This window comes from Lagierella sp. ICN-221743 (genome assembly GCF_037890055.1).
Taxonomy (GTDB): domain Bacteria; phylum Bacillota; class Clostridia; order Tissierellales; family Peptoniphilaceae; genus Mediannikoviicoccus.
This window is the reverse complement of the sequence record NZ_JBBKBD010000003.1, coordinates 78256-101773: the sequence shown is the minus strand read 5'-3', so window position 1 is coordinate 101773 and position 23518 is coordinate 78256. Positions and strand designations below refer to the sequence as shown.

The 23518-nt window shown below is 30.9% G+C and carries 28 protein-coding genes; 22 read left to right on the top strand and 6 right to left on the bottom strand.

What is annotated here, in order from left to right; all coding sequences use genetic code 11:
* Positions 1–170: 170 nt before the first annotated feature.
* The 4 genes from WKS98_RS02525 (at position 171) to WKS98_RS02510 (ending at position 1255) form a co-directional block, all read left to right on the top strand.
* On the top strand, positions 171–302 hold the full coding sequence (locus WKS98_RS02525; protein ID WP_498916614.1) for a hypothetical protein: 132 nt from the start codon (positions 171–173) through the stop codon (positions 300–302).
* 75 nt (positions 303–377) lie between these two features.
* The gene (locus WKS98_RS02520) at positions 378–506 is read left to right on the top strand and encodes a hypothetical protein (protein WP_498916612.1); all 129 of its coding nucleotides are present in this window, start codon (positions 378–380) and stop codon (positions 504–506) included.
* Positions 507–633: 127 nt separating this feature from the next.
* A complete protein-coding gene (locus tag WKS98_RS02515; RefSeq protein ID WP_498916610.1) occupies positions 634–933 on the top strand; it encodes a DUF2089 family protein in 300 nt (99 codons plus the stop codon).
* Position 934: 1 nt separating this feature from the next.
* Positions 935–1255 (top strand): hypothetical protein, encoded by a 321-nt coding sequence (locus WKS98_RS02510; protein ID WP_498916608.1) that lies wholly within the window; start codon positions 935–937, stop codon positions 1253–1255.
* Positions 1256–1448: 193 nt separating this feature from the next.
* On the opposite strand, the gene WKS98_RS02505 is transcribed toward WKS98_RS02510, so the two are convergent.
* Positions 1449–1595 (bottom strand): hypothetical protein, encoded by a 147-nt coding sequence (locus WKS98_RS02505; protein ID WP_498916703.1) that lies wholly within the window; start codon positions 1593–1595, stop codon positions 1449–1451.
* On the opposite strand from WKS98_RS02505, the gene WKS98_RS02500 reads away from it, so the two are divergent.
* The 8 genes from WKS98_RS02500 to WKS98_RS02465 all read left to right on the top strand — a co-directional run bounded on the left by WKS98_RS02500 (position 1531) and on the right by WKS98_RS02465 (position 7942).
* Positions 1531–2346 carry an energy-coupling factor transporter transmembrane component T gene (locus WKS98_RS02500; protein WP_498916606.1) on the top strand — a complete coding sequence of 272 codons (816 nt, stop codon included), beginning with the start codon at positions 1531–1533 and terminating at the stop codon, positions 2344–2346. The two genes, WKS98_RS02505 and WKS98_RS02500, sit on opposite strands and share 65 nt — an antisense overlap.
* Before the next feature lie 15 nt (positions 2347–2361).
* Positions 2362–3414: an alpha/beta hydrolase gene (locus WKS98_RS02495; RefSeq protein WP_498916604.1), complete on the top strand. Its 1053-nt coding sequence runs from the start codon at positions 2362–2364 to the stop codon at positions 3412–3414.
* Positions 3415–3657: 243 nt separating this feature from the next.
* A complete protein-coding gene (locus WKS98_RS02490; protein ID WP_498916602.1) occupies positions 3658–3789 on the top strand; it encodes a hypothetical protein in 132 nt (43 codons plus the stop codon).
* Positions 3790–4041: 252 nt separating this feature from the next.
* Entirely contained in the window at positions 4042–4665 is a 624-nt protein-coding gene (locus WKS98_RS02485; RefSeq protein ID WP_498916600.1) for an ECF transporter S component, read from the top strand.
* A complete protein-coding gene (locus WKS98_RS02480; protein ID WP_498916599.1) occupies positions 4662–5393 on the top strand; it encodes an energy-coupling factor transporter transmembrane component T family protein in 732 nt (243 codons plus the stop codon). The genes WKS98_RS02485 and WKS98_RS02480 overlap by 4 nt, the downstream gene beginning before the upstream one ends.
* The gene (locus WKS98_RS02475; RefSeq protein WP_498916597.1) at positions 5393–6229 is read left to right on the top strand and encodes an energy-coupling factor ABC transporter ATP-binding protein; all 837 of its coding nucleotides are present in this window, start codon (positions 5393–5395) and stop codon (positions 6227–6229) included. The genes WKS98_RS02480 and WKS98_RS02475 overlap by 1 nt, the downstream gene beginning before the upstream one ends.
* On the top strand, positions 6229–7047 hold the full coding sequence (locus WKS98_RS02470; protein ID WP_498916595.1) for an energy-coupling factor ABC transporter ATP-binding protein: 819 nt from the start codon (positions 6229–6231) through the stop codon (positions 7045–7047). Before WKS98_RS02475 ends, WKS98_RS02470 begins: the two co-directional genes overlap by 1 nt.
* On the top strand, positions 7040–7942 hold the full coding sequence (locus WKS98_RS02465; RefSeq protein WP_498916593.1) for a nucleoside hydrolase: 903 nt from the start codon (positions 7040–7042) through the stop codon (positions 7940–7942). Before WKS98_RS02470 ends, WKS98_RS02465 begins: the two co-directional genes overlap by 8 nt.
* Before the next feature lie 64 nt (positions 7943–8006).
* Here the strand turns inward: WKS98_RS02465 and WKS98_RS02460 are convergent, their stop codons facing one another.
* Both WKS98_RS02460 and WKS98_RS02455 read right to left on the bottom strand, forming a co-directional pair.
* A complete protein-coding gene (locus WKS98_RS02460) occupies positions 8007–8273 on the bottom strand; it encodes a type II toxin-antitoxin system RelE/ParE family toxin (RefSeq protein WP_498916592.1) in 267 nt (88 codons plus the stop codon).
* A complete protein-coding gene (locus WKS98_RS02455) occupies positions 8273–8530 on the bottom strand; it encodes an AbrB/MazE/SpoVT family DNA-binding domain-containing protein (protein ID WP_498916591.1) in 258 nt (85 codons plus the stop codon). The genes WKS98_RS02460 and WKS98_RS02455 overlap by 1 nt, the downstream gene beginning before the upstream one ends.
* A gap of 148 nt (positions 8531–8678) precedes the next feature.
* Here WKS98_RS02455 and WKS98_RS02450 point away from each other — a divergent pair, with 148 nt between their 5' ends.
* The 6 genes from WKS98_RS02450 (at position 8679) to WKS98_RS02425 (ending at position 14462) form a co-directional block, all read left to right on the top strand.
* Positions 8679–9206, top strand: a complete 528-nt coding sequence (locus tag WKS98_RS02450) for a GNAT family N-acetyltransferase (protein ID WP_498916589.1) — start codon at positions 8679–8681, stop codon at positions 9204–9206.
* Positions 9207–9234: 28 nt separating this feature from the next.
* Positions 9235–9714: an ABC transporter permease gene (locus tag WKS98_RS02445; protein WP_498916587.1), complete on the top strand. Its 480-nt coding sequence runs from the start codon at positions 9235–9237 to the stop codon at positions 9712–9714.
* A 44-nt stretch (positions 9715–9758) separates the two neighbouring features.
* Positions 9759–9977, top strand: a complete 219-nt coding sequence (locus WKS98_RS02440) for a hypothetical protein (RefSeq protein ID WP_498916586.1) — start codon at positions 9759–9761, stop codon at positions 9975–9977.
* Positions 9978–10113: 136 nt separating this feature from the next.
* Positions 10114–13155 carry a cell wall-binding repeat-containing protein gene (locus WKS98_RS02435; protein WP_498916585.1) on the top strand — a complete coding sequence of 1014 codons (3042 nt, stop codon included), beginning with the start codon at positions 10114–10116 and terminating at the stop codon, positions 13153–13155.
* A gap of 122 nt (positions 13156–13277) precedes the next feature.
* On the top strand, positions 13278–14039 hold the full coding sequence (locus WKS98_RS02430) for an alpha/beta hydrolase (protein ID WP_498916584.1): 762 nt from the start codon (positions 13278–13280) through the stop codon (positions 14037–14039).
* Between the two features lie 27 nt (positions 14040–14066).
* Positions 14067–14462, top strand: coding sequence for a hypothetical protein (locus tag WKS98_RS02425; protein ID WP_498916583.1), 396 nt, complete (start codon positions 14067–14069; stop codon positions 14460–14462).
* Between the two features lie 73 nt (positions 14463–14535).
* Here WKS98_RS02425 and WKS98_RS02420 read toward each other — a convergent pair whose 3' ends face one another.
* The 3 genes from WKS98_RS02420 to WKS98_RS02410 are packed head-to-tail and all read right to left on the bottom strand — an operon-like array spanning position 14536 to position 18072.
* Positions 14536–15162, bottom strand: coding sequence for a LuxR C-terminal-related transcriptional regulator (locus WKS98_RS02420; protein ID WP_498916581.1), 627 nt, complete (start codon positions 15160–15162; stop codon positions 14536–14538).
* Positions 15152–16420: a sensor histidine kinase gene (locus WKS98_RS02415; RefSeq protein ID WP_498916579.1), complete on the bottom strand. Its 1269-nt coding sequence runs from the start codon at positions 16418–16420 to the stop codon at positions 15152–15154. The genes WKS98_RS02420 and WKS98_RS02415 overlap by 11 nt, the downstream gene beginning before the upstream one ends.
* Positions 16417–18072, bottom strand: a complete 1656-nt coding sequence (locus WKS98_RS02410) for a hypothetical protein (RefSeq protein ID WP_498916577.1) — start codon at positions 18070–18072, stop codon at positions 16417–16419. The genes WKS98_RS02415 and WKS98_RS02410 overlap by 4 nt, the downstream gene beginning before the upstream one ends.
* 256 nt (positions 18073–18328) lie before the next feature.
* On the opposite strand from WKS98_RS02410, the gene WKS98_RS02405 reads away from it, so the two are divergent.
* From WKS98_RS02405 to WKS98_RS02390, 4 genes are read left to right on the top strand one after another with little or no spacing between them, the layout of a single operon-like run.
* Complete coding sequence (locus WKS98_RS02405) at positions 18329–19552, top strand: SHOCT domain-containing protein (RefSeq protein WP_498916576.1); 1224 nt, start codon at positions 18329–18331, stop codon at positions 19550–19552.
* Positions 19553–19561: 9 nt separating this feature from the next.
* Positions 19562–21097 carry a TFIIB-type zinc ribbon-containing protein gene (locus WKS98_RS02400; protein ID WP_498916575.1) on the top strand — a complete coding sequence of 512 codons (1536 nt, stop codon included), beginning with the start codon at positions 19562–19564 and terminating at the stop codon, positions 21095–21097.
* Positions 21098–21127: 30 nt separating this feature from the next.
* Positions 21128–21976, top strand: coding sequence for a hypothetical protein (locus tag WKS98_RS02395; RefSeq protein WP_498916573.1), 849 nt, complete (start codon positions 21128–21130; stop codon positions 21974–21976).
* Positions 21977–22029: 53 nt separating this feature from the next.
* Positions 22030–23496, top strand: a complete 1467-nt coding sequence (locus WKS98_RS02390; RefSeq protein ID WP_498916571.1) for a hypothetical protein — start codon at positions 22030–22032, stop codon at positions 23494–23496.
* The last annotated feature ends 22 nt before the right edge of the window (positions 23497–23518 follow it).

Genomic DNA, 23518 nt, shown 5'->3' with positions numbered 1-23518 from the left:
CAAGTAATAAGTTATCTATACTTTAAAAGCGTTTAATAAAAGAGAAAAGATAATAAAGATAGTTCTTTATTTATTTAAACAAATTAAAAAATCTTATCATCCTCTATAAAAACAAAAAATTGTGTTATTATGTAATAGCCTTCATAAAATATATATGTGAAGGAGATCTTATGAATAAGAAAAGCTTTAGCATAACCTTTACCTATGTAGGTGTACTAATTGGCGCTGGTCTTTCCAGTAGGCAAGAGGCTATGCAATATTTTATTCCCTTTGGAGAAATAGGACTTTTAGGTCAAATATAGAAAAATTTGCTGAATCTTCAATTATCGAAAATGAAAAGATAAAAAAAGCAGTTGAAGAAGAAGTGCAAGAAGAACATGAAGCTGAAAAGAAAAAAGAAAAAAGAAAAAAGAAAAGAAAATAAATTAAATTATAATGAAAAAGCTGTTGAGGTTAGTCTTCAACAGTTTTTTATTGGAATGTTATTTTGTCGAAATCAAAATTAGTAAAGATAAATTACAAAACAAAAATGGAAAGAAAATAACAAATCATTAAATAAAATTAAAATAGAAATAAATGTTGACTTTAATAAAATTAAGGTTTATACTTAATATAATTAAAGAGGGTGATGAAATGGCTATTGAAATAGTTCCTGAATGGATGGCAAATCTTGATGAAGAGGACCTGGCATTTATAAAAAATTTTATATTAGCTTCAGGATCTTTAAAAGAAATTGCAAATCAATATGAAGTTACTTACCCAACGGTAAGGTTGAGATTGGATAGGCTAATACAGAAGATACAAATAAACGAAGATAATTCTAACGAGCCTTATATATCACTAATAAAGAAGCTGGCTGTAAATGATAAGATTGATTTTGATACGGCAAAGATATTAGTTTCGGAGTATAAAAAAATGAAAGGAGAAAATTAGAATGTCATTTTATTTCAGCTTTTCTTTTATATATTTATTAATAGCAGGATTAGTACTTTACTTACAGATAATTTTATCAAAAAAAGAAATTAAATGGCTTGGTTTGATTTTGCCTATATTATCTTTTATTTATTCTCTATTCATGCTATTGGGTGCAAGTACATTTGAAGCTATTGGAGAAAATAAAAATTTAATAAATTCAATATTAGCATTTTTTATTAGTAATATTCCAACCATCATTTTATTATTTATTTACTGTAGAATTAAAAAGAAAATGAAAATGAATGCAGAAATTGATAAAATGAATATTAAAGATTTGTAGGAAAAATTTAATATTAATGAATAAACTGTTGAGGATTAAAGTCTTCAACAGTTTTTTGTTTAAAATTTATTAATCATAAAAACGATATCATAATTATTTGGATTATGTTAAAATTAAATTGGAGGAAGTTCCGCGTAAAAAATTTAGGAGGTAATTATGAAAGCAAAATCAAAAACTAGCTATAATTTATCGGTTATTTTGTTAATACCCTTGGTATAGCGATTAATTTTGTAGGTGCAAAATTATTTATTGTAATAGTTACATCCATAATTGCATTGGTATTACCATGGCAATTTGCGTATCTATTTGTGCCTCCATTATGTTTGATACTTTCTTGCATTGACAAAAAATTCAAACCATATGCTAAGAAGCTTTCGATTACGCTATTTTTTGTGTTATTGATAATGTTTTTATTCCAATTATTCATAGACAAATCAGAAGGGTTTGTATATTTAGACCTTGGATTTATTAGAGTTACTAAACTAGGAATAATAAATGGACTTGAACAAACTAAATTTATTTTGACACTTATATCACTGTTCTTGTTATTCTTTGAAACTACAAATATTGAAGATTTAATGCTGTCACTTCAAGAAAAGAAAGTTAGCCATGTAACTAGCTATATAATCATGGCTGCGATGACTATGATTTCTGAAATGATAGAAAAAAGTTCAAAAATCATCCAGGCACAAGAGGCCAGAGGAATTGAAACAAAGGATTCAATTAAGAACAGGGCAAAGGCCTTCTTCCCATCCCTTGGACCACTTATTATATCTTCACTTTCTGAAATTGATGAAAAGACTATTACATTAGAAGCACGTGGATTTTCTTCGGATAATGAAAAGACTTGCTTGAAAGAAATAAAAAAGGAAGTACCTAGTGGACTTATACTAAATACCCGTGGAATACTCAAAGGTCCACTGTCATTTATGGGAGCCATGGGGATGAGTTCCTACAGTGAAGAAGATATAGAGAATTGGTGGTATGAGGAAGATGGAGTTGTTGAGACACAGTTTTCAAACTTTATTACCAGTCTTTTTGCCATAACACAGTGCTTAGTGATTTTAAGTTTTGTAATGTATAAGTTTTGAGGATTCTAAAACATCATGAAAAGAAAAATAATTAAAATACTACAAATTATTTCAAAAATATTGCTAGGTCTTATTCTACTTGTTTTTTGCCTACACTTAGGTGGAAGTCTTTGGAACAATCGAACCCCTAAAGATGGAATTAATGAATCTATGTATATTGATATTAATGGCAGCAAGCAGTGGATAAATATTTATGGCAAAAATAAAAACAACCCAGTCCTTCTCTATTTACATGGTGGACCAGGTTCATCAACCAGCGAAATAGATTATGCTTTTACTCGTAAATGGTCAGACATCTATACGGTTGTAACATGGGATCAGAGAAATTGTGGTAAAAGTTATAATAAAGCGCAAGACCAAATAGAGCTTACGAAAGAAATGTTGTTGGAAGATGGGAAAGAAATTACGGAGTTTATAATATCCCATATGGGAGTTGATAAAATAAGTATACTGGGACATTCTTGGGGCTCAATTTATGGTGCTAATCTTGTTTTAGAATATCCTAAGTATTATGATTTATTTATTGGATGTGGTCAGCTTGTTGATATTGTAGAAAACGAAGAAGCTTTTAAATCAGAAGCAATCAAATGGGCAAAGGGTAATGAAGAAACTATGAAACTCATAGAAAAAATAAACTCTGAGAAGATTACAGTGGAATCAATAGAAGCAAAGAATGAGATTTTAAATAAATATGGATATGGAATAATGAAGGACGGATTTGACTATTGTCCGATTACGACAATTTTGTTTAATCCAAATTATTCAATTAGAGACTGGTTCTCTATAGCTTCCAGAGATAAACAAGTGTATTTAGATTTCTTTAAGTCTGATGAATTAAAGGATTTTTCATTAAAGGGAAAGTACGAGTATCAGGTCCCATATATCAATATTAATGGTGATATGGATTATCAGGTTAATTACAAATTAGCAGAAGATTACTTTAATAAGGTTATAGCACCACAAAAAGAATTATATATAATGAATAATACCACACATGCACTTATGATATCAAAATCTCAAGAGTTTTCAGATATACTTCACGACATTAACAAAAAATTTAAGAGATAAAATTATGAGGTGAATTATTTTATTAGCGAGAATGTTTAAAGCATCTATAATTGTAGGTGCTTTTTGATTGGGAAAAATATAAAAGAAATCTGCTTCAAAAGTATTTAAATTTAAGCACAAGGTTAATGAAGACAGCGCTTTATATATTTAAACAAATTAAAAAACCTTATCATCCTCTATAAAAACAAAAAATTATGGTATTATGTAATAGCCTTCATAAAATATATAAATAAAGGAGATCTTATGAATAAGAAAAGCTTTAGCATAACCTTTGCCTATGTGGGGGTACTAATTGGAGCTAGTCTTTCCAGCGGGCAAGAGGCTATGCAATATTTTATTCCCTTTGGAGAAATAGGACTTTTAGGTCAAATATAGAAAAGTTTGCTGAATCTTCAATTATCGAAAATGAAAAGATAAAAAAAGCAGTTGAAGAAGTGCAAGAAGAGCATGAGGCGGAAAAGAAAAAAGAAAAGAAAATAAATTATAATGAATAAGCTGTTGAGGATGAAAGTCTTCAACAGCTTTTTGTTTAAAATTTATTAATTGAAAAAAACGATATCATAATCACTTAAATTATGATAAGATTAAATTGGAATATTTTTTGCATAAAAAGTTTAGGAGGGAATTATGAAAGCAAAATCAAAAACTAGCTATAATCTATCGGTTATTTTACTTATACCCCTTGGTATAGCAATTAATTTTGTAGGTGCAAACTTAAACGCCGCTTTAAAACTACCGGTGTATTTGGATGCGATTGGAACTGTTTTCACGGCTGTACTATGTGGACCTTGGATAGGTTTTATTACAGGTGTTGTAACAAGTATAGTTACATCTGTTACAAATCCAACTCAGCTTCCATATTTATTTGTAAGTGGAGCCTTTGGTATAGTTGGCGGAATATGTGGTAGGAAGGGAATGTTAAAAACACCAGGCAAAACATTTATTGTGGCAATTATAATTTGGCTTGTGGCAATTATTACTTCTGCTCCAATTACAGTTATTGTATTTGGTGGAGTTACGGGAGCCAGTGGAGCAAGTGCTATCACGACATTTTTAGTTGCTACTGGAAAGGGACTATGGCATTCTGTAATTAGTTCAACTCTTCTTACAGAAACATTGGACAAGTTTTTAACTGTATTCGCAGTGTATTTTTTAATTAGATCCATTCCTAATAGAAATCTTTTAAGATATCCTAATGGAACTAAGTATATAAAAGAAAAGAAGAATAAATATGTGAGAGGTGCAAAATGATTTCTAAAGTTTTTCCAACGACAAAATTATTTATTGTTATAGTTACATCCATAATTGCATTGGTTTTACCTTGGCAATTTGCGTATCTATTTGTGCTTCCACTTTGTTTGATACTTGCCTTAATGGATAAAAAGTTCAAACCATATGCTAAGAAGCTTTCCATAACGTTATTATTTGTATTGTTGATAATGTTTTTATTCCAATTATTCATAGACAAATCAGAAGAGTTTGTGTATTTAGATTTTGGTTTTATTAGAATTACTAAACTAGGAATAATAAATGGACTTGAACAAACCAAATTTATTTTGACACTTATAACATTGTTCTTGTTATTTTTTGAAACAACAGACATTGAAGATTTAATGCTGTCACTTCAAGAAAAGAGAGTTAGCCATGTAACTAGTTATGTAATAATGGCTACAATGACAATGATTCCTGAAATGATAGAAAAGAGTTCAAAAATCATGAAGGCTCAAGAGGCCAGAGGAATTGAAACAAAAGGTTCACTAAAAAACAGGGCAAAGGCCTTCTTCCCATCACTTGGACCACTTATTATATCTTCACTTTCTGAAATTGATGAAAAGACTATTACATTAGAAGCACGTGGATTTTCTTCGGATAATGAAAAGACTTGCTTGAAAGAAATAAAAAAGACCACAGCAGACAGAATTATTTTTTATGTGTATATAGCATTAGTTGCGATTGCATTGGTGTGGAGGTTTAAATAATGATAGAACTTAAAAATATTTCATTTAAATACGAACTTCAAGAAGAAAAAACTCTAAAGGATTTGAACCTTCATGTTAGAGAAGGAGAGTTTATTGGAGTTATTGGAAAAAATGGAGCTGGAAAGACCACTTTGTGTAACATCATCAGAGGAATAATTCCAGACTTTATCCAAGGAGAAATCTCGGGAGATATTTTAATCGACTCAAAAAATATAAATCATATTGAACGTGGTGAGATGGCAGAGCTAGTTGGCTTTGTATTCCAAAATCCATTTAGTCAAATTTCTGGGATTAAAAAGACTGTTTTTGAAGAGATAGCCTATGGCTTGGAGAACTTAGGCATTGAAAGAGAAGAGATGAAAAGAAGGGTAAAAGATGTTATCCAATTACTAAAGATTGAAGACCTTCAAGACAAAAATCCTCTTGAGCTATCTGGTGGACAGTCACAAAGGGTTGCAATAGCGTCAATTATCGTTATGAATCCAAAGATTTTAATATTTGACGAACCTACAAGTCAGCTTGACCCACTGGGAACGGAAGAGATATTCGACATTTTAAAACTTCTAAAATCAGAACAAAAAACTATAATTCTAGTTGAACACAAAATCGACTTAATAGCAGAATATGCAGATAGAGTTATTGTAATGGATGAAGGTGAAATTGTATTTGACGGAGAGACTCACGAAGTTTTATCAAATGAAAAAATTGAACATCATAATGTATCCATGCCAATAGTTTCCAAGCTCGCATACAGTTTAAACGAAGAAAAAGCTGGATTTTTCAAAAATATTCCTATTACCTTAGAGGAATGTAAAAGAGAATTGGAGGACAATTAATGGGCAAATTAGAATTTAAAAATATTAATTTTAGCTATCCAAATGGATTCAAGGCCATAAATGATTTGAGCTTGACTATAGATTCTGGAGAAAAAGTTGCTATTGTTGGACAAAATGGTGCTGGGAAATCCACTTTTGCTAAACTTATGAATGGACTTCTAAGACCAAGCTCTGGTGAAATTCTATTAGATGGCAAAAACACAAAAGATATGACCACAGCTCAAATTTCCAGAAGAGTTGGCTATGTGTTCCAAAACCCAAACGACCAAATCTTTAACTCTACTGTTTATGATGAAGTTGCATTTTCATTAAGGGCCTTAAAGGTGGAAGAAGATGAACTAGATAGACGTGTAAGGAAGGCTTGTGAAATATGTGAGCTTTCAGAGCTTTTAGACGACCATCCATACGACTTGCCATTTTCAACTAGAAAGTTCATCACAATTGCGATTACAATTGCAAATAATTGCGATGTGTTCATATTTGACGAACCAACAGCGGGACAAGACGCTTACTCCATTAGCTGTTTAAAAAGAGTTATCGACCATCTATATAGCTTAAACAAAACCATAATCACAATAACCCACGACATGGAATTTGTTGTAGAAAACTTTGACAGAGTTATAGTTATGTCCAACAAAGAAATAATAATGGATGGAGATAAAAAAGAAGTCTTTGATGAAGATGAAGTGCTACAAAAAGCCTACATCCAACCACCGGTTATAAAAAGACTTTGTAATTCCATTAACTTAAACGAAAAGTTGTTATTAGTGGATGACTTTGTGGACTATGTGAAGAAGATGGAGGGAAAAAATGATTAATTGTATTTTGGATTTTGACCCAGGAGTTGATGATGCAGCTGCATTATTTGTAATGAAAAAGGCAAAAAACCTAAATCTACTTGCCCTTTCATCCGTAAATGGAAATGTATCTTTAGACCATACAACAAGAAATATGCAGTGTCTAGCAAAACTTTTGGACATAGACGTTCCAATGGCAAAGGGACAAGAGGTACCATTAGTAAGAGAGCCTTTCTTTGCAACGGTTCATGGTAATGACGGCATTGCAGGCTTTAGACATATGATTGAGTCAAATGACGTTAAAGAACTTACAAGTGAAAACTCAGTTATAATGATGCATGAGATTATTCAAAACTCTAAAGAAAAAATTACAATAATTGCAGTGGGGCCGCTTACAAATATTGCATTATTATTAAAAACTTTTCCAGAAGACAAGGAAAAAATTGAACAAATTAGCATTATGGGTGGATCAATCACTTCAGGCAATGTAACAAGCCTTAGCGAATTTAATTTCTATGTGGATCCAGAAGCTGCAAAGATTGTCTTCGAAAGTGGAGTAGACATTATAATGGCAGGGCTCAATATAACGGAAAAAGCAAACATAACAAGAGAGCAAATCATGCTATTAGATACAATTGAAAATAAAAAATCAAAATTTGCACATAGAATACTAGACTACTATCTATCAAATGACTCGGGAATTCATGACCCATGCTCTGTAATCGTATTAGACGACCCGGAAGTTTTTGAAATGGAAGACATGTATATTAAAATAGATGTACAAAATGACGAAACAAGGGGAATGAGCTACAGAGACTTGCATAAAGAAAGAAATGGTCACTATAACTGTAAAGTAATTACCGAAATAGACATAGAAAAGTTTAGAAAAATATTAATGGATGCATTTATAGAGTAAAAGACTCCGAGAAAATCTCGGAGTTTTTTTAATATAAAATATTAATCAATTAATCTTCGACAAGCTAAAATTTATTTAGAATATCATGGTGCCCGATGTCTAAAAGAAATATTAATTCCTTATTCTCATAAAACCAAATAATTCTTATATCCATATTTACTGATGATTCCCAAATCCCGTCAGCCCCTTGAATTTTTTTAGTCCTTAAAGAAGGATGAGTAGGATTTTCAATAAAATATTTAATTTTATTTTTAGTTTGTTGTTTTTCTTTTTGAGACAATTTCTTATAATGTTTTTCAAATGCCTTAGAGTATGTTATTTTATAAGACACTATTTATCCAACTCCTCAAAAAGGGAATCTATGGAGTCAAAGGTAGGTTGGTCGCCCTTTTCAATTGATTTTTTTATTTCGTTTACTTCAGATTTTAAATTTTTTATTATATGCTCAGGATAAATTGCTACAGGAACAAGAATTATTTTTCCATCTTCTTCTATTACTTCAAACTGATCGCCTTGATTAAGTTCCATTGCATTTACAATATCCTTTGGAATAGTAACCTGTGATTTAGCTTTTAATTCAACTAACATAATAACCTCCTTAGTTAGAAATTCATACTTTCTAACTAAATTATAATTCTTTTATAGGAAAAGTCAAGATTTTCGTGTTACCAACTCTGCAATTCAATACTAATAAAAAGCACAATTTGATATAATTATTAAAAAGTGGAGGGCTAATGTGATTATAAGAAAAGCAGTTTCAAAAGATATTGAAGCGGTGGTTTCAATTTATGACAAGATACATACAGCAGAAGAAAAAGGCGAAGTTGTTATTGGATGGAAAAGAGATATTTATCCAAAAAGAAAAACTGCGGAAGATGCTATTCTTAGACAGGACCTCTTTGTAATGGAAGAAGATGGGGTTATTTTTGGTAGTGGAATAATCAACAAGGAACAAGTGGATGTGTATGCAAAAGCAAAATGGCAATATGACGCAGAACCAGACGAAATAATGGTACTTCACACCCTTGTAATTGACCCAGAGAAAAAACGAAAGGGACTTGGAAAGAGCTTTGTAAAATTTTATGAAGAGTATGCAAAAGATAATGGATGCAAGTACCTTCGTTTAGATACAAATGAAAAGAATGTTAATGCCAGAGGGATGTATAAAAAAATGGGATATAAGGAAATCGGAATTGTTCCATGTGTGTTTAATGGCCTGGAAGATGTTAATTTAGTTTTAATTGAAAAGGCACTGGAGATATAAATTTAAAAAACAAAAAAGGAAGATATGTATGCTAGTGATTGAAATTTTAATTTTATGTTTTATGTTTTTTGTACTATGTATTTTAGGAACGGGAACTGATGATAAAAACTTAAAAAATTATATGTCATATCCAGATGAGATTAAGGAAAAAATTAATCAAGTTGAAGAATATAGAGGGAGATTTAAAGAAAAAAGTAAACTAGCTACCTTTGTGGCAAACTTTTTATTATTCCTAGTTCTATTTTTAATAATGGGAATATTTATTAGAGGAAGAAGTTTCAAGCATAATTTCATATCCTTATTTATTTTAGGGCAGTCGCTAAACTTATTTGACCTTATTGTAATTGATTTATTATGGTGGAGAAATACGAAGCGCATAAGATTTATTAAAATCCCTGAAAAAGCTCTTTATCAAAACCCAAAAAAACATATTGATTCTTTTTTACGTGCCTTTATAATGTACTTTTTTATAGCCTTGATTGATGGATATGTATTGACTTTGTTTTAATAAAAGACAATTTCATTGAAGTGTCGGGAGTATTAACGGAAAAAATGATTAAAGATTTTAATGAAGATTATAAGTTGAGTTTTGCAGAAGATATTAATCTATATTGCAAATTTAATAACTTAAAAATTGGAAATAAGTATTGTAGTGCACATAATGGAAGAGAGGTATATTTGACGGATATAACAGATGATGAGTTTCAAAGCATTAAGAATATAATCCTTCCTTTAGAGGAGTTTTTAAAGGTAGATGTTTTTTATTCGTAAATTTTTATTTTAAAAAGGTAGTAGACAAAGCTATTATCTTTTTTTATTTCCCAGAGAATAGTATTGACAATCAATATCAATACGACTTATAATTGTATCAGAGATTATTCTCTAAAAAAATTTTATTGGAGGTAGTATGAATAAAAAAACAAAAAACAGTAAGAAAAGCATATCACTGCTATTAGCGACGGCCATAACTTTTTCAAGTTTAATATCAGTTAATACATATGCTAATGAATCTTCCTCAGAGTTATCCTTAGAGAGAATTTATGGGAAAGATAGATATGAGACATCCATTAATATTCTTGAGAAGATGGATACAAATAAAGTATATTTGACTAATGGGAATATCTTTGCAGATGCTTTATCCGTTGGTCCTTTAGCAGGGAAAGAAAATGCTGCAATAGTTCTTAGTGATGGTAAGACTTTAGATGTGGATAAATTAAAATCAAAATCAATAACTGAGATTACTATTGTAGGCGGTGAAAACTCAATATCAAATAATCTTGAAAATAATTTGAAAAAAAACTTCAAGGTATCAAGGATTGCTGGTAAAGATAGATATGAAACATCTCTTAAAATAGTTGAAAAAATGGGTGTGAACAATATTGCCATAGCTACCGGAAGGGACTTCCCAGATGCTTTAAGTGCAGGAGCATATTTATCACAAAAAGGAATGCCTTTACTTTTAGTTGATGGACCTCTAGCTGGAAATATTCCTCAAAAATATAATGTTGTTTATACTTTTGGAGGAGTAAATTCGATTAAAAAAACTTTTGGAAAAAGAATTTCTGGTAAAGATAGATATGAAACTTCGATGCAAATAGCTAAAGAATTTGGAAGTTTTGACACTGCTGTATTGGCATCTGGAAGGGTTTTTGCAGACGCTTTAGCATCAACACCTCTTGCAAAAAAACTTCATGCACCAATATTATTAACTAATGGAAATGACATTTCTAATGAAGTATTTAAGTTTAAAGGTCTTAAAAAAGTAGTTTTAGTTGGAGGGGAAAACAGCCTTTCTAAGGAGTTGGAAAAGAAGTTACTAAACCCTAATAAAACTGAAGAATCTAAAGTAGATAACAAAACTCCTAACAAGAATAATGGAAATTCACAAAATAATATTGATAATTCAAAAGAAGTAGATATTAAAGATGGAATTTTAAAAAAAGCAATAATAAACCAACTTAAGCATCAAAATATTTACAAAGATGGTCAGAAAATAACTGAAAAAATGATGTCACAGTTAAATGGACTTGATTGTAATCTAAATTTCACTCAGTCAAGAATGGGAGGAATAAAGTCATTAGAAGGTTTAGAGTATGCTGTAAATATGACAAGTCTTGATCTTACAGGAAATGAAGTCATTGACTTAACTCCTTTAAAAAAATGTAAAAACCTAGAAACTCTTGAATTAGATGATCAATATTTAGCAGAGAGTGGACAATACCTTACAGACATAAGTCCTCTTAAAGATCTTACAAAATTAAAAAAATTAGTTTTAAAAAATAATAAAATAGAAGATTTAAGTGCAATAGGAAGTTTAACAGAACTTGAAGAGTTAAATCTATATGGAAATAGAGGAATAAAATCAATAGCTGGATTTGAAAATCTAAAAAAATTAAAAAAATTACTCTTGAATAGAACGGGAGGAATTACTGATATAAGTCCTCTAAAGGAATGTAAAGATCTTGAAGAATTATCTATTCAAAGCAACAAGATTTCTTCTATTGAAGCTCTAAAGGATCACGAAAAATTAACACTTCTTGATATTTCAGGAAATAAGCAAATAACAGACTTATCACCTTTAGAAAAGTCAACTAAATTGACTAGACTTTTAGCTAATGGAAATAAAATTGAAAGCCTAGATAGTTTAAAGAACTTAACAGAGTTAAAGGAAATTCACGTTTCAGAGAATAAAATAAAAGATCTAAGCCCGTTGGGAAAATTAGTAAATCTTGAAGATTTAGATATAAGTAACAACCCAGACATAGAATCATTAGAGGTACTAAAAAAACTAACAAATATATCAGAGCTTAAGATTAATAATGCAAAAAAAGTAAAGGACTTTTCTCCTATATCTAAACTTACAAAGCTTGAAGATTTAACAATCATTAGATCTGGATTGACTGATATATCATTCTTAAGAGGACTTAATGAAATAACAGAAATGAATTTACAAATGAATCAAATTTATGATATAAATCCTCTTGTTGATATGGCAAATCTTAGAGAAGTAAAACTAGGTCGTAACAACATTTCTGATGCCTCACCTATTGGAAAGCTTAGAAGCAAATTTAAAGTTGCAGTAGAAATGGGCTCTCAAGAAGTTGATATTGTTACCACAAATAGTCTTGTGAAGAATCCTATAATTGATCAAAGTGGAAATAAGCACGATATTAGGGAAAAAGAGGGAAAGATAAAAAATAATGGTGAAAATATAGAGATATTAAACTTTAATGAACTTGAAAATGGAAAAACTATCGAAGTTAAATGGGGAAAAGATCAAGAGTTTAATGGTACTTTATTTATAAATATTCAAAAGCTTAAAGTGGTATCATCTATAAAAATCGAAAATACTGAGACAAGCCTAGAAAAAGGAAAGAGCCTTAAATTAATAGCGACTGTTGAAGGAGAAAACCTAAAAGACGAAGATAAGAAAGCTAAATTTGAAATTGAAGGAAATCATAGTCCTAATACAAGCATAGACCAGGAAGGACTTTTAACAATAGCAGGTGATGAGACTAGTACTAAAATTATTGTTAAAGCAACTTCAGTGTTAGACAACAAAAAAACTACTACAAAGGAAATAACAGTAACTTCTCCAGCTAGAGATATTAGTACTAAATTAAAAAAGGGAAATTCTAAATCTATAGATATAGATAAAAATGACACTGATGCAAAAGAGTGGTTAAAGGCTTTAAAAGAAGGAAATGCCACTGTACTAAAAGGTCAAGAAAAGCTTGGACAGTTACCTTATAAATTTGGAGAAAAAAGTCTTGGATATTATGCAGGAGAATATGGATCAAACAATTATACTGGCCTTGTAATTTTTGGACTTAATAACGAGGATAAGGTTATTGTAAAAGTTCCAGGCTTTGAAGACGTAGAAATAAAAGTAGTTAATTATAGCACACCAATAAGATATAATTTAGAAATTGTTCAAAAAAACAAGTAGGATATAAAGATTCCAGGATTACAGAGATTCTGGAATCTTTTTTTATCAAAAATTATTATGTATTGAAAACTTAGGAATTTTTAACTATAATCGAATAATAGATAGTTATTATCATTTAATTTATGGAATGGAGAGGAAGTGCAATGGATTTCATTGATATCAATAAAGAAAATAATAAAACAATCTTACTTATTCATCCAATTTCTTTTACTGCAGAGGGTGTAAAGGATTTGGTTATAAATAATATGCCTACAGATTATCGTTATATTATTCCTGAATTGGCAGGTCATGGAAGGTCTAATGAAGTATTTAAATCTGCGGAAATTGAAGCTGAAAAAATTGAAAAATATTTGTTGGATAATAATATTAATGAATTAGATTTAGCTTTTGGAGCTTCCCTTGGTGGAGTTGTTTTGTTGAATATATTGAAGAACAAAAGAGTTAAAGCTAAGAAATATGTTTTTGAAGGATGCAGTTTATCGAAAATATCTCGAATTACAGAAACTATATTAAGGAAGGCTGCCATTAAGGAACATAAAAAGGCAATTAGTGATAGAAATTATGCTGTAGAAAAAATGGCAGAAAAATATGGAGATGAAATTAGCGAATTAGTTGCGGACTGTTTTATAAAAATGGATGATGAGAGTATAAAAAACATAGTTCATTGTGGCGCCTTTGTAAATGTTCCAAATTTATCTAAAGAAGAACAAGAAAAATGTATTTTTTGCTATGGATCCAAGGAGTTTATTCTTAAGGATGCAAAAAAAGTTATACGAAAAGAGTTTCCCAATGCTATTTTAAAAGTTTGGGAAGGGTTTAATCATTGCAGTAAAATTACGAAAGATAGCTCAGAGTATTGCAAATTTTTAGAAAGTCAATTATAAAAATTTATAATAAAACAAGGAGCAAATATGCTAATAATAGTTTCTGCAAAAAATGTGGAAGAAGCTTATAAAAACATTGTGGATAAAGGTAAAAGGAACACGTATATTTTTGAAGAAAGAGGATTGCAAGATTTCTTTTTTGAGTATAGGGACAGTTTTAAATCTTACGAGAAGTATTGGGAATTAATTCCCTATGGTGTTTCAAAGATTAGTAATGAAGATGTATTCTTAATTAAAGAATTTGCAGAGTCTGTTAATGAATTTATTGATGAAAAAATTAGCTCAAATCTTGAACTGGAAAATAGAATAATAGACAGATTTAATTTATCCATCTCAAAGATTAGAAAATATGTCCAAAGTTTAATTAAGCTATGTGACCATGCAATAAAAAATAATGATGACTTGTATGGTATAGGTGATTAAGTAAAAAAGCTGCTGAGGCTTATAAATTCATATGGCTTCAACAGCATATTTTTTTGCGATTTATTCTCTCCCGTTATTCATCTTCGATAACAAAGCCTGTAACCCGTGACTGAATTGCAAGTTGGGTTCTACTTGTAAATCCAGTTTTTTCCAAAAGATGTTTTATATGGGTCTTTACTGTGTTTTGCGAAATGTGTAATTTATTTGCGATTTCTTCGTTACAGGCTCCGGTGGTCAGAAGCCTTAGAACTTCAATTTCCCTTGGAGTTAGTTCTGAGGAGTTGGTCATCCCAAGTCTAACTTCTGGAGTTTCATCAGGGTATATGGATTCGCCAGAAAGGGTTCTTTCAATAATTTCTAAAATTGTTTCTTCAGAGACTTCTTTATACCAAAAGCTGTCGATGCCAATTTTTTTTGCTTTTTCCATCCATGACACCTCTGGCATGCTTGTTACAGCAACTATTTTTATATCTGGTTTTAATTTTTTGATTTTTTCTGCTGCCTCTAAGCCGTTTGAACCATCTTGCATGAGAATATCCATAATAACTAGGTCAATATGACTTTTTAAAACATAGGTATCTGCAAACATTGCACTATCAATACAATATATAACTTCATATTCTTTTGATTGGTTAATAGAAAGTTTAAACAGTTCTCTGGAAACAAATTGATCATCCACAATCATTATTTTATAAGTCATAATTTTCTCCTTTTATCCAAGATAGTTCAAGTTTAAAGTTTGGTTTCGTAAATATTTTAATTGTACCGTCAAAGGGTTCTAAACGTTGACGAATATTTTTTAGTCCACCTTTTTCAACGATGGATTCTTTTGCTTTTAACCCGTCATTTTCAATTTCACATTGAATTCTAAATTCATCTTCGTATAGGTAAATCCAAATATTTTTTGCCTGTCCATGACGAATCGCATTGTTCAACGCTTCATGGACTATGTCCACTAAAAGTATCCAGTCAGTTTCATTTGATGGCGCCTTTCCATTTACATGAACTTCTACACCTATATCATTTGCCGTAGAAATCAGTTTTTCAAATTTTGTTTTATTTTCTGCTCTGTCCTCGCTATCTTCCAATATTAAAAGACTTTCCATCCAAAGTTTTATCAGTTTGTCCCGTTCTTCCTTTGTCTTATGAGTTTTTTCCAAATAACGTTTAAAGTATATTAGGGATTGCCCGATTTTATCGTGGATTTTTATTTTTGCTTTCAAAATTTCCTTTTGCCTTGTGTATTCGCCCACATTTTTTTGGTAATCCCTTAAACTTTCGTTAATTTTTTGAATCTGCTTAATTTTCTTTTCTATTTCTTTGTACAGTGCCCATTCTAATGTTATATTATATGCAATAGTTTCCCTTACAGAGCCATGATAAATAACTTTTATTTGCCATATTTCCCCGAGGCATTCAAAAACCAGGGGATCTCTTTGTAAAATAATTGTGCTTGGTCTGATTTTATTGTTCTTTATATTTTCTGCACAGACAACGTCATTAACTAGCATCTTGCCAAAGACTTCGTAGCTGATGTCTTGCATCATTCTATTTACTAAAAGTGGAGTTCCATCTAGCTTGGAAAAACAAATTCCATTGGTAAGGTTGTCCATGCTCTCTTTAATTGAATTATGCCCAATACTCTTGTTTTTTGTTTTAGAAAAGTCTTTGATTAAAATAAACTCCAGCATACAAATTAAAATGTTATATAAAATTAAAAATTGTAGTGGAAAATTTATAAAATTTTTTGAAATATAAAACCTTCCTCTTCCAATTTCTGCTAAAACCTGCACTGGAATAAAACTTAAAATAAAAATACTGAGGGCAAATATGAAAAAACGTGAATGAGTTTTATTATTTGCCGTCATTATTACAATTTCCATACTGATAATTAAAATTATCATATTAATTATAAATAGAAGGGTTAAACTAAATGTGTCTAAATTTAATAAAGTCATAGGGCACTCCTCTCAAAAGAAATTATCCAGTTAATTTCTTTATCAATTAAATCTTTTGTAATTGTGAGTTTAGAGTCGTGTTGGAAATTTTCTAAATCTAAATTTTCAGTAAATTTATTATTAGGCACTATGTTGATTTTTAACTTGAGTACATTTTCTTCTTCTATAAAAGAAACGCTTATGGAACGAAGATAGGAAAAATAAAATTCCAAAATCATTTGAAAAATTTCGTATAACTCAAGGCAAATGTTAGAATCAAAATCTCCATTTACGTCCCATTTTAGATTTGTATCGATGTCGCTTAGCTTTAAATAATCCAAAGATTCATTAAAGGCAAGCTTTAACTCCGCAAGGTTTAAGTTATTTTTATTTTTTGTTAGCAAAAATAGATTTGAATATCTCTTTATGTATACATCTAGGATGCAGGCATATTTCAAAGTCTTTTCAAAATATTTATTGTCTTTTGGCAAATTCATCAAAATAGATTTAAGTTTGTCAAATTGAGGTTTTAGTTTCAAGTGAATATATTCTCTTATTTCACGCTGCTCCTCAACTTCTGCCATGTTTTTTTTCAATTTATTATTCGCTTTTAAAAGTTCATTTTCGCTGAGCATGTCGTCATTTAAATCCAATAGTTTTTGTTTAAGATCATTAAAATCTCGGAGGTCCACAAACCAAAATGAGGTACCTCCCTTAATTTTTGCGCTTTCAAGAAGGGTATTTTCATCGAGTACAATTGGATTATCGACTGCTTTTTCAATTAAATTTTTATCAATATCTGGATAGTTTTTAGGACTAAAAATAATTTTTCCATTTGAATCTATTATTCCAATGCTCAAAGATGATATTTTTAAAAATGATTCATAGCCCCTGTTGGAAGGTAAGAGCCTCTTAAATACTAGGGATTCTATGAATAGAACCACCATTAAAATATTAAACTCTGCACTTTTAAAAATAATTTTAAAATATTCAAAGACTTCCGAGTCAATCATATATAGAAATGTGTAAAGACCCCAAAGCAAAAGAATTGAAACAGGTATAATCACTTGAGTTATTTGTTTATTTACGAATGAAGGTATCATTGTATATACAAGGGTTGCTAGTGACAGTATGCCAATATAGAAAAGTCCTATGTAAAAAAATGGGCCGTACTTGTTAAAACCTCTTGCATTTTCATCTAAAGAAAAGGCGAGACCGTGTAAGTGATTGGTTAATATAAAGGCGAGCAAAATAAAAGTAGGAATACATAAGAGATTCCAATATTTACTTATATCTTCTCTTTCTGACTTTCCAACAAATAGGGAAGTTAAAAAGACTAGATGTATCAAAGTGATTGGAAAAATATAATAAAGATATCTAATGTTGCTAACGGCAAATTCATTTTCGATTAAGATTTCGTATTTAATAGTTCTAACTGCTAAATAGCAAATCAAAATAACACCAATGGTTTTAAATCTTCTAACCACAGTTTTTCTTAAGACTCTACTTTGCATATTGTGCATCCACATAAAAATCACAAAACTATATAAAAAAAATACAATTGTGTTTACAGGAAATTTAACGATTTCATAGTAATCTAAATAATGCAAAACACAAGCCAAAAAAATTAAAAATATTGAAACTATATAGCTGATAATTTCCTTGCGATACATTTTTATCTCCTTTGTGAAAATAACAAATTACAAATTTAATAGGTTAAAGTAATCTTTTTATTATTATATCAGAGATTTTCTATTTATTCTATTTTCATTTTAGTTTGATTGTTGTAACCAAAAATTTTCAAATATCATTCTTTAGGGTGATGTGTAAAGAATAAAACTTTAGTAGTATAAAGATAGAAAGATAGATGTTATATATTAGCATAGGAAAACTTGGTAAGAATAAAAAGAAATTAAAAAGGAGGGCAATATGGGATTTATTAAAGCGTTTACAGGAGCAATGGGTGGAACTTTTGCAGATCAATGGTTGGATTTTTACCTTCCAGATGAATCACTTTCTGCAACTGCAGGTGTTTTTCCAGCAAAAGCTTCTGGACAAAACAATGGTCGTGGTGAAAACACAAAGGGAAATAAAAATATAATTAGCAATGGAAGTAAAATTATAGTTCCTGAAGGTACAGCTCTTATTACATTGCAAGATGGAATGATTACAGGTATAGTTGCAGAACCTGGTGGATTTATATTTTCTTCAGATGATGTAAATTCTCAAAGCATTTTTGCAGGGGACGGAGCTTCAGCTTCACTTATTAAATCTACATGGGAAAAAATTAAATTTGGTGGCCAAGCAGGCGCACAACAACTTGCCTTTTATGTAAATTTAAAGGAAATACCTAATAACCGCTTTGGTACACAAAGTGAAATCTATTGGGATGATGCTTTCTTTGGAACTCAAGTAGGTGCAGTAACAAGGGGAACTTACACATTAAAGATTATAGATCCTCTTTTATTCGTTAAAAACTTTGTACCACAAAAATATTTACAAGCAGGCGCACCGGCATTTGACTTTAACGACATGGACAATGATGCGGCAGAACAATTATTCAATGAAGTTGTAGGAAGTCTTTCTGCAGCATTTTCAAATTACACCAACGACCCTACTAGGGGCAATCGTATGAGCAAGATTCAAGGGGATCAAATTGGATTTGCAAAGTCACTTTCATTTGCAGTGGAAGATGGATACCAATGGAAGACCTCAAGGGGTTTAGAAATTGTAAAGACAGCCATACTTTCAATTGAATATGACGAAGATACAAAGGCTCTTATGTCTGACGTTAAAAAGGCGGACGCTCTTTCAGGAAATCGTGGAAATGCATTTTTCCAACAAGCTGCTGCAAGAGGTATGCAAGCTGCTGGAGAAAATGGCGGCGGTGCCAATATGGCATTTATGGGAATGGGAATGAATGCTGCTGGTAATATGATGGATGGAACAAAGCAACCAGAAGCACAAAGTTCATACCAACCAAACTTTGGTGTAGCACAACAAAATAATGCACAACAAAATAATGCACAAAATGTAAATCAAAATCAAGAAGATCCTACAGATAAGTTAATTAAGATGAAAAAACTTCTTGATGCAGGAGTTATAACACAAGAGGAATTTGATAATTTAAAAAATGAACTCTTGGGATTGTAGAGGTGACTTATGGATGCCGAAAAAGATATGAAAGTAATAGACACGAACAATGGCCTTAAAGACGGTCAAATAAAATGTCCAAAGTGTGGAGCAACTGACATACAGACAAATACGAAAACTGGAAAACTTAGATGTAACTTTTGTAGACATGAATTTGAGCTAGACCTTGCGCCGGAAGATGCAGACATCAGTACTTTGAAGGGTACTTCCATAGGAAGTGGTGCAAAGGACATTGATGCAGGTGCAGAGGATTTAATTACATTAAAATGTGAAAGCTGCGGTGCGGAAGTTGTAATCGACACTAAGACTTCAACACAGGCAAGATGCCACTGGTGTAGAAATACATTGTCACTTAACAATCAAATTGAAAATGGTGCAATTCCCGATGTAATTCTTCCTTTCAAAGTTTCAAAGGAAGATGCTGAAGAAAAGATTGAGGAGTTTGTAAATGACAGAAAGTTCTTTGCACACCCTAAATTTACTAGAGAATTTACTACAGAAAATATCTGTGGTGTCTATATTCCATACATGCTAGTGGATGTAAATGCACATATGGATCTTTTTGGTCAAGGTGAAATTGAAACTGCTCGTAGGGAAATAAAAAGCGATGACGATAAAACAGAATATGAATATGATGTGGATGTTTATGATGTTGAAAGGGAGTTCGATATATTTATAGACGACCTTTCAATCGAAGCTAGCAGTGACAAATTAGATTACACTTCTAAAGAAAAGACAACTAATATAATCAATGCCATTATGCCTTTTGATACGGAAAATTGCGTTAAGTTTAATGCCAATTATATAAAGGGCTATACATCAGAAAAAAGAGATACCAATATTAGTACCTTAAAGGAAGTTGTGGATGCTCAAAGTTCTGACGTTGCTAGAATTGCGGCAAAGGAAACCATCACCCAATACGATAGAGGAGTTCACTGGGAAGAAGAGGACTTTGAAGTAAAGGGGGATTCTTGGAAGGCTGCTTACCTACCTGTGTGGTTATATAGCTATATGCAGACAAAGGGAAACAAGAACTTATTACACTATGTGGCAGTAAACGCAAGAACCTTGGAGACCATGGGAAGTGTTCCGATTAACTTTATAAAACTATTTATCGTTTCTGTTTTTGTGGAAATTGCAGGTGGAGTGTTGGCATATATACTAAATATTATCGCTGCAATGGAAATGTTTAACGACACAAAATTCCAAGACAGTAAAGAATTTTTCTGGATACTTCTAGCATCAGGCTTTGTATTTTATACAACTATCTATCTTAGATACCGAAACTCTGACGAAAGACATCATTATGAGGATGAAACAAAATATGAGATTTCAAACTTGATAAAGAATGATGCCTTTGTAACTAAGAGATACAATGTTAGAACTGAATTGATAAATGATGAAAATAGTAGTGAACTAAAGGGAAACAGACTAAATCTTAATAAAGATAAAAAATTGAAGAAGGCAAAGGAAAAAGGCGTTCTCGATGAAGCCATGGAAAATAAAAAAAGATTGAATAAGAAGTCCAATAATAAAAAAGAGTAAAAGAAGAGCCATTGTACCAGGAGGTAAGAAATGAAAAAAATAATTGCTTTTATAATAATAGCAGCTTTATCCCTTGGCTTTGGAATTTCAATTAGAGGTTCAACTCCAGTTACAGATGCGAAGTTAAAGACGGCGATTTCAGTAACAGATGGCAAGATCCACAGCGAAAACGAAGGAAAGCTCGTAATAGTTTCTGGCAAACTTGAACCAGAGCTTCCAGCTATAGACCCAGCTTTAGACATATCCATTCCATATATTAAAGCCTATAGAACTGTAAAAGAGTTTGATCATAAAGAAGGAACGAATTATATTTATGATTGGTTTGAAATAGGAGAAGACTACTCAGAAGAAAACAACGGTGGCGTTAATGGAGAGTATCTTGTAAGTGGAATGGTTATAGCAAAGACACATATCGGAGAAATTGAAATTGATCCACAACTACTAAAGGGGCTTAGTGCAAATACAAATTGGAATGATATTAGTGAAGATAACTTTGGTGAATACTCATTTAATATTTTAAAAGATAAAAACACTGGAGAGGTTTATCTTTCAGAAGGTGATCGATGTCCACAATATGGTGCAACTTATAAAGGACAAAACTACAAAGATATGGTTGGAGAAATTTGCTATTCATACACAGTTGTTGATGAAAATGCCCCCCTTGAATATACAATTTTAGGAATTCAAAAGGGAAATAAGATAGTGGAAGACACTGGAATTGACTGTTTACCTTTGGAAAAGGGAATTCACGATACAAAGGATTTTAGAAAACTTGTCGTTTCTAGCAATACTAAAATGTATGTAGTGCTTATTGCTATAGGATTTTTGTTTATGGGCTTAGCTGTCTACTCAATAGTACAATTAAGAAAAGAAGAGTAGGTTCTGAAATTGACAAAAATAATTTTTGGTCAATATGTACATGGGAGGTACTTATGGCTATTAAAAGATTAAAAAAATTAACTTTAATATTTGCATTTGTTGTCCTTTGTACAACATCTTGCAAGTCATCTAAGATAGAAGGTTTAAGTAGTGAAATAAATTCGAAAATTAATACTAAGCAAGAAGAAACTGAAAATAATTTAGCTTCAAAAAAAGATTTAGAAGTTGTACAGGGAGCAAAAGAAGGTTCGCTATCAAATCTCGTTGTGGATAGGGAGATTTGGAATGAATTTATGGATGAAAAGTATTTTGCCCAGGCCAAGGGACCTAGAGATGGATTTCATATTCCAAAAATCCTTTTAGATTCAAAAGATGCAAAAAAGGCAAATAAAGAGATAGAAGAACTTGCAAATGGTTTGAAAAAATCATACGAAACTTATCAAGATGTGGCAAATAGTGATGTACTAGGAATATTTTCAATATTTTCAGTTTATCAAGATGAAAATATTTTAAGCGTTCGTATACAATACACCGATATTAATGAAGCGGACATGGAACTAAACAAAATATATAATTTTTCTCTTCCAGATGGAAAACTACTTAGTGATGATAAAGTCTTAGAAAATTTTGGTATTAAAAGTGAAGATAAAATTTCCCTAATGGAAGAGGGGATTTCAAATGACTACAAGCTCTATAAGGAAGCTTACGATAGAAATGTAGAGGACGATTCATTTATATATAATATTGGAAACTTGGAAGGACTGTCTTTAAATAATCTATGGGATACTTCTAATGATAAAGGTAATAAATTTTTTGTAGACGAAGTTGGAAGGCTTATGTTTTTGTATACTCAATACATGAACACAGAAGCTGGAACGTTTACAGAAGCTACAGAACTTGGAAAAGAATCTATAAATAGTTCTCCTTATTTAAATGAATATGTAAAAATGGCAAGGGAACTTGGCGTAGATGTTAAAGATGAAAACAAAAAAGCATTTATGATATACTTAGGATCTTCAATGGATGAATTTAGTTTGAAAGAAATTTTATTAAAACTCTATCCTTGGCAAGAAGTGTATTACGAATATAAAGACCCTTCTCTATTGTTGAATATAAGAGAAAATGAAGAGACATATAAACACGAAATTATGGGAGAAGAATACTATCTTATAGTCCCTAAGTTTAAAAACACTACCATATCATTAAAAGAGCTGGAGATTTCAGATGGAGGAGAGTTAAAGGAAAGACCAAACTACACTTTAGAAAAAATTTCTTTAACTGGTCCTACTGTAATATGTCAAAACATAAGTGACACAGCACCAAATGCAAAAATAACTTTGAGATATAAAGACGATGTATATGAATTTTCGCCAAGCATTAGTTTAAAAGATGGAAGTGTAATGCTTCCAGATGAAATAATAAATGCTGAAAGCATATTGGACTGGAATATGTTAACTAGGCAAGAAATGTATTCAAATACGATTTTCGAAAAAATAGTTTCCCTAATGGGCAGAGGATAGTATAAAAATATGGACTGACTTC

Coding starts and splice junctions, on each gene's coding strand:
- WKS98_RS02525 (WP_498916614.1), top strand. CDS start 171: ATGAATAAGAAAAGCTTTAGCATAACCTTTACCTATGTAGGTGTACTA.
- WKS98_RS02520 (WP_498916612.1), top strand. CDS start 378: ATGAAGCTGAAAAGAAAAAAGAAAAAAGAAAAAAGAAAAGAAAATAAA.
- WKS98_RS02515 (WP_498916610.1), top strand. CDS start 634: ATGGCTATTGAAATAGTTCCTGAATGGATGGCAAATCTTGATGAAGAG.
- WKS98_RS02510 (WP_498916608.1), top strand. CDS start 935: ATGTCATTTTATTTCAGCTTTTCTTTTATATATTTATTAATAGCAGGA.
- WKS98_RS02505 (WP_498916703.1), bottom strand. CDS start 1,595: ATGCAAGAAAGTATCAAACATAATGGAGGCACAAATAGATACGCAAAT.
- WKS98_RS02495 (WP_498916604.1), top strand. CDS start 2,362: ATGAAAAGAAAAATAATTAAAATACTACAAATTATTTCAAAAATATTG.
- WKS98_RS02490 (WP_498916602.1), top strand. CDS start 3,658: ATGAATAAGAAAAGCTTTAGCATAACCTTTGCCTATGTGGGGGTACTA.
- WKS98_RS02485 (WP_498916600.1), top strand. CDS start 4,042: ATGAAAGCAAAATCAAAAACTAGCTATAATCTATCGGTTATTTTACTT.
- WKS98_RS02480 (WP_498916599.1), top strand. CDS start 4,662: ATGATTTCTAAAGTTTTTCCAACGACAAAATTATTTATTGTTATAGTT.
- WKS98_RS02475 (WP_498916597.1), top strand. CDS start 5,393: ATGATAGAACTTAAAAATATTTCATTTAAATACGAACTTCAAGAAGAA.
- WKS98_RS02470 (WP_498916595.1), top strand. CDS start 6,229: ATGGGCAAATTAGAATTTAAAAATATTAATTTTAGCTATCCAAATGGA.
- WKS98_RS02465 (WP_498916593.1), top strand. CDS start 7,040: ATGATTAATTGTATTTTGGATTTTGACCCAGGAGTTGATGATGCAGCT.
- WKS98_RS02455 (WP_498916591.1), bottom strand. CDS start 8,530: ATGTTAGTTGAATTAAAAGCTAAATCACAGGTTACTATTCCAAAGGAT.
- WKS98_RS02445 (WP_498916587.1), top strand. CDS start 9,235: ATGCTAGTGATTGAAATTTTAATTTTATGTTTTATGTTTTTTGTACTA.
- WKS98_RS02440 (WP_498916586.1), top strand. CDS start 9,759: ATGATTAAAGATTTTAATGAAGATTATAAGTTGAGTTTTGCAGAAGAT.
- WKS98_RS02435 (WP_498916585.1), top strand. CDS start 10,114: ATGAATAAAAAAACAAAAAACAGTAAGAAAAGCATATCACTGCTATTA.
- WKS98_RS02430 (WP_498916584.1), top strand. CDS start 13,278: ATGGAATGGAGAGGAAGTGCAATGGATTTCATTGATATCAATAAAGAA.
- WKS98_RS02425 (WP_498916583.1), top strand. CDS start 14,067: ATGCTAATAATAGTTTCTGCAAAAAATGTGGAAGAAGCTTATAAAAAC.
- WKS98_RS02420 (WP_498916581.1), bottom strand. CDS start 15,162: ATGACTTATAAAATAATGATTGTGGATGATCAATTTGTTTCCAGAGAA.
- WKS98_RS02415 (WP_498916579.1), bottom strand. CDS start 16,420: ATGACTTTATTAAATTTAGACACATTTAGTTTAACCCTTCTATTTATA.
- WKS98_RS02410 (WP_498916577.1), bottom strand. CDS start 18,072: ATGTATCGCAAGGAAATTATCAGCTATATAGTTTCAATATTTTTAATT.
- WKS98_RS02405 (WP_498916576.1), top strand. CDS start 18,329: ATGGGATTTATTAAAGCGTTTACAGGAGCAATGGGTGGAACTTTTGCA.
- WKS98_RS02400 (WP_498916575.1), top strand. CDS start 19,562: ATGGATGCCGAAAAAGATATGAAAGTAATAGACACGAACAATGGCCTT.
- WKS98_RS02395 (WP_498916573.1), top strand. CDS start 21,128: ATGAAAAAAATAATTGCTTTTATAATAATAGCAGCTTTATCCCTTGGC.
- WKS98_RS02390 (WP_498916571.1), top strand. CDS start 22,030: ATGGCTATTAAAAGATTAAAAAAATTAACTTTAATATTTGCATTTGTT.